Origin of the sequence: uncultured Thiodictyon sp. (genome assembly GCA_903837595.1) — a bacterium.
Lineage (GTDB): Bacteria > Pseudomonadota > Gammaproteobacteria > Chromatiales > Chromatiaceae > Thiodictyon.
On the sequence record CAILVI010000378.1, the window covers coordinates 1 to 4,450 of the forward strand.

Annotated in this window: 5 protein-coding genes and 1 pseudogene; 4 read left to right on the forward strand and 2 right to left on the reverse strand. The window is 63.6% G+C overall.

Annotated features, from left to right (window positions below):
- From QZY44_RS22270 to nusB, 3 genes and pseudogenes are all read left to right on the forward strand, one after another.
- Positions 1-478, forward strand: a pseudogene (locus QZY44_RS22270) (bifunctional 3,4-dihydroxy-2-butanone-4-phosphate synthase/GTP cyclohydrolase II); the annotation flags it as partial.
- A 70-nt stretch (positions 479-548) separates the two neighbouring features.
- Positions 549-1,019, forward strand: a complete 471-nt coding sequence (gene ribE / locus QZY44_RS22275) for a 6,7-dimethyl-8-ribityllumazine synthase (RefSeq protein ID WP_295452647.1) — start codon at positions 549-551, stop codon at positions 1,017-1,019.
- Entirely contained in the window at positions 1,016-1,543 is a 528-nt protein-coding gene (gene nusB, locus QZY44_RS22280) for a transcription antitermination factor NusB (RefSeq protein WP_295452653.1), read from the forward strand. Before ribE ends, nusB begins: the two co-directional genes overlap by 4 nt.
- Before the next feature lie 49 nt (positions 1,544-1,592).
- Here the strand turns inward: nusB and QZY44_RS22285 are convergent, their stop codons facing one another.
- On the reverse strand, positions 1,593-2,024 hold the full coding sequence (locus tag QZY44_RS22285; protein WP_295452659.1) for a host attachment protein: 432 nt from the start codon (positions 2,022-2,024) through the stop codon (positions 1,593-1,595).
- 189 nt (positions 2,025-2,213) lie between these two features.
- On the opposite strand from QZY44_RS22285, the gene QZY44_RS22290 reads away from it, so the two are divergent.
- Positions 2,214-2,705 carry a CDP-archaeol synthase gene (locus QZY44_RS22290; protein WP_295452662.1) on the forward strand — a complete coding sequence of 164 codons (492 nt, stop codon included), beginning with the start codon at positions 2,214-2,216 and terminating at the stop codon, positions 2,703-2,705.
- Between the two features lie 190 nt (positions 2,706-2,895).
- On the opposite strand, the gene QZY44_RS22295 is transcribed toward QZY44_RS22290, so the two are convergent.
- Positions 2,896-4,158 (reverse strand): hypothetical protein, encoded by a 1,263-nt coding sequence (locus QZY44_RS22295; protein WP_295452666.1) that lies wholly within the window; start codon positions 4,156-4,158, stop codon positions 2,896-2,898.
- Positions 4,159-4,450 lie beyond the last annotated feature (292 nt).

Consider the following 4,450-nt stretch of genomic DNA (forward strand, 5'->3'; position numbering starts at 1 on the left):
GCCCACCGAGGTCGGGACCTTCCAGGTCGTCGCCTACCGCGACCACATCGACAATGAGATTCACCTGGCCTTGACCATGGGCGAGATGAGTGCCGAGCGCCCGACCCTGGTGCGCGTGCATTTGCAGAATACCCTGTGTGACCTGTTTGGCACCCATCACCCCGCCTGTGGCTGGCCCTTGCAGTCGGTGATGGCCGACATCGCGCAGGCCGGTCATGGTGTGATCGTCTTGCTGCGCAATCGTGATGGCGCCCAGGACCTGCTGGCCCGGCTCAAGAGCCTCAAATCGCATGACGAGGCCGCCCCGGTGGCGCCCCGCCGCCAGAAAGACCGAAACGAATTGCGCACCTACGGTATCGGCGCGCAGATCCTGGCGGATCTCGGGGTGCGCAAGATGCGTGTGATGAGCGCGCCCAAGGCCATGCACGCGATCTCCGGGTTCAACCTGGAGGTCGTGGAATACGTCGGCGGGCGTTGAGTTCAACGGCGTTAGGTCCGCACTTCGCTTCTACCCCGTACCTATTTGACTATCGGATAAGGATCGCATCATGACCATCAAGACCATTGAGGGCGTCCTGCGCGCCGACCAGGCCCGTTTCTGTCTGGTGGTGTCGCGCTGGAATGGCTTTATCGTGGAGAGTCTGGAGAGAGGCGCAGTAGACGCGCTGCTGCGCCACGGGGTGGCAGAGTCGGATCTCACCATCGTGCGGGTACCCGGGGCCTTCGAGATGCCGGTCGCCATCGAGCGCATCGCAGCCAAGGGCGGCTATGATGCCATCGTGGCCCTGGGGGCGGTGATCCGTGGCGGTACCCCGCATTTCGACTATGTGGCGGGCGAGTGCGTCAAAGGGATGGCCCAGGTGAGCCTCAAATATGGCATTCCGGTCGCCTTTGGGGTGCTCACCGTCGACAGCATCGAGCAGGCCATCGAGCGGGCCGGCACCAAGGCCGGCAATAAGGGTGCGGAGGCCGCACTGTCCGCCCTGGAGATGGTCGACCTGCTGCGGCAACTGCCATGACCAGATCCAGCGATCCCAGGCCCACCGAGCCGGGCCGGGTCAGTCCCCGCAGTCAGGCGCGCCGCTATGCCGCGCTGGCACTCTATCAGTGGCACCTCACCCGGGAAGACCCGGCTACCATCCGCGCGCACATGCTCAGCGACCCGGAATGGTTGGATGCCCTGAACAACTCGCTGAGCGGGGCCGAGGACGATACCGTCATCGACCCCAAGAACCGCTTCAAGTTCAACTTGGAGCTCTTCGATGACCTGATGAAGAGCGTGCCGGCCCAGATCACTGAGATCGATGCCGCACTCGATCGGGTGCTCGACCGCCCCATCACCCAGGTCGACCCGGTGGAACTCGCCATCCTGCGCATCGGCGCCTACGAGATCCTCTTCTCCCCCGCGATCCCGGCCGGTGTCGCCATCAACGAGGCGGTCGAGCTCACTAAGCTGCTCGGTGCCCATGAGGGGCACCGCTATGTCAACGGTGTACTCGACAAAGTCGCCCGCCGCGCCGCGTCCCGTGCGGCCGGGTCCTGAGCCGACACGGCTGGTGACTTGGTCGCGGCCTGGGGGCCGCTCCTACGAGTTATAGTAAATCCGGCAGGGCCTTGCGGATGGCTGCCGGCTCAAGGCCAGCCAGGCTCTTGTCGATCTCCCCGGCGATCAGTTGGCGCAGGGTGGGGGACTGATGGTGACGCAGCATCCCGAGAAAGGCGGGGGCGGCGATCACATAGAGTTTGCGGAACAGTCCCTGGTTGCGTGCGCTTTCCAGTTCCTCGCAGACCTGGGCGGCGAAGCGCTCGGCAATGGCGTGCTTTTGGGGGTGGTCGTCGCTCAAGCCATGGCCGCTGACGCTTGGGTTGCGGTCCTGACCGGCCCTGTCACTGACCAGATCGCCCTCGTGCAGGCGGGCCTCCGGGGAGGTCAGGGTGCGGACCTCATGGAGCGGACTCGCGGCCTTGTCGGCGGCGAAAATACGTGCGCGGCTCTTGTCTGCAACCAAAATCCAGGTGGACATGGCGTGAACTCCCTCAGGCTGAGGTCGTGGATGGCCGGCGGGGGAGGGCGCAACCCAGGGGCAGGCGGACTCCAGCGCCGGTGGTTTGGCGTGATGCCTTCTCTTTAGTGTAGATGCCTTCTCTTGAGTGTAACAGCAAGGCCGACACCCCTATACTTTAGCGCTCCCTTGTTCCACCCGGATACCTGAGTGCCACCCCACTGGAGCCCGCTCATCTCACTCCTCGCCCTGTTGCTCGTGGCCAACGGGGTGCCTGCCGTGCTGGCCGTGCTGTTGTCCGCTCGGCCCCCGGCCCGGCCGCTGGACGGGGGGCGGCGGCTGCGCGACGGCCACCCGGTGTTCGGGCCGTCCAAGACCTGGCGCGGCCTGATCGCGGCCTTGGTCGCGACGCCGTCAGTCGCGTGGTTCTGGGGGCTCGGGTGGAGTCTGGGGCTGGCCATTGCGCTGGGTGCGATGGCGGGCGATCTCATCGCGAGCTTCATCAAACGCCGGCTGGGGCTGCGCTCGAGTGCCTCGGTGCCGCTCCTGGATCATCTGCCGGAGACCCTGATCCCGGCCCTGCTCGCCAAGTCGGTCATGGGGTTGCACTGGCTGGACCTGGGCGTGGCGGCTGGGGCATTTGTGGTGTTGGACCTGTTGTTCACCCCCGTGCTCAAGCGGCTGGCAACGCTGGGACGCTAAGCGGGGCGCTGTGCGTCCCGAGGCCGGTACGGTCAAGGCCAGCGGTGAGTTAGAACGCCATTTGCCGTTTCGACTGTTGCTATTCGCACGTTACCGCATTGTGACAATAACCAGAATTCCATTTTCTTTTGTATTGTTTTCGTCAGTGAGGACAATTTGCTGCCGCGCTGGCCGTATTTCGCTCTTCACGCTAAAGGTGTCCTCGCAGTTCCGCGATAAGCTGGCGGTTCTCCGCGACCGGGTCGTACTCGCCCGAGTCGATGGGCTCGGCCATTCGAGGGTTTTGCCGCAGGCAGTATAGGGCCCGCTCGTCCATTTTCGGCTCATACAGCTTCCGGAGCCGTTCGGCTGTCGCTAGAGCGGTCTTGTGATCGCCCAGGCTGATGCACAGCTCGATGAGTCGCATGTAGCTGCCCGGATCGCGCGGGTCCACCGTGATCCCCTCTTCGGCCAGTTCGAGCCGTTTCGCCGCCGGAGCGTTCGCCCGAGTCAGGGCGAGCGTGTAGTTGTTGACCGCGAACGAGTTGCCCGGCAGTAGGCGATAACCCAGCTCCGAGTGCCGCAACATCTCCACCGGCCGCTGTGCCGCATGTGGGGCACACATTTGAGCCTTGCCGTGGCCCGGCGACAGCTCGATTGCCTTGCGGCAAAACTGCAACGCCTCCGGCTGCGGGCTCGTCGAGGTCCAGATCGCGCAGAACGTCAAGAAATAAAGCTGGGCGTTGTACGGATCGCTTTTCAGCCCGGTGAAGTATTTCTGATTGACACCCGGTGGCTCCTCGTCGATGTCCCACATCGCGACGACAAAATCGGGATCGATGTCGAGTAGTCTCTGCGCCGCCCCACCACGCTCGGCCATTTGTTGGCGCTCGAAGTCGAAGTGAATGATGCCGAGTTGAACTAGAGACTTCGCATCGCGCGGTTGGGCCACTTGCCACGCCTGGGCGATGCCGTCATCGACCTTGCTACCCAGGAGGCGGGCGATGGCGGAGGAGCATTCACGGAGAAACGTGTTGAAATGCCCGTGGCGAACGCTCGTACGGTTGACCGGCCGGCCCGGACGATGGACTTCAACTTGTAGCGAATAGCCGTCCGAACCAAAACTGGTGAGGCCGGTGACGTGGCACGATCGCGGCTGAGCCTCGCTGATGTCGTGAACCGCCTCGCACGGCACCTCCGGCGTGTCCTCCGGCCCATGGATGCTGATGTCGCGCAACAACATCAGATTGCGAATCATGAGCCGGGAGAGGCCTAGACCGAAACACGCTTGCAGCGATTCGCTCTTCCGACTGAAGAATGGCAGAATGTAGACGTTGTCAAAGGACTTGATGTGAGCGTAGTCTAGATCCGTGAGAAACCGCTCGAGCTGAAGCGGGTCGAGTGTGGGATAGAGCGTGGGAATGCCCGTCGGCTCACTATGGAACCGACGGCCGTAGAGGCGATTGAAGACCATGATGACGTTCTCCGTTAGGCGCTGGGAGGCGTAACGGACCGACGCCAACGACAGGCGCCGATCCGCAACAACACATTATGAATACTGCACTCCAGTCGGAGCAACTATCGATCGGCCTAAAGCGGCGCGCGCCACTGATGACGCTGAGAACTAGCACGAGCCCCGTGGCGCGCGCTCGCTCTTGAGGCCGCTTGTTGGACGGAGCCGCTACCGCGGCAGATGACCGCCCGCCACATACTTTCCTCGCCGCCACGCCGTTGTGGCGGTTGCGATTTTCGCCGAGGAGAGTACC

What these genes read in the sequence shown, in the direction of transcription:
- ribE (WP_295452647.1), top strand. Translation starts at nt 549, where the DNA reads ATGACCATCAAGACCATTGAGGGCGTCCTGCGCGCCGACCAGGCCCGT.
- nusB (WP_295452653.1), top strand. Translation starts at nt 1,016, where the DNA reads ATGACCAGATCCAGCGATCCCAGGCCCACCGAGCCGGGCCGGGTCAGT.
- QZY44_RS22285 (WP_295452659.1), bottom strand. Translation starts at nt 2,024, where the DNA reads ATGTCCACCTGGATTTTGGTTGCAGACAAGAGCCGCGCACGTATTTTC.
- QZY44_RS22295 (WP_295452666.1), bottom strand. Translation starts at nt 4,158, where the DNA reads ATGGTCTTCAATCGCCTCTACGGCCGTCGGTTCCATAGTGAGCCGACG.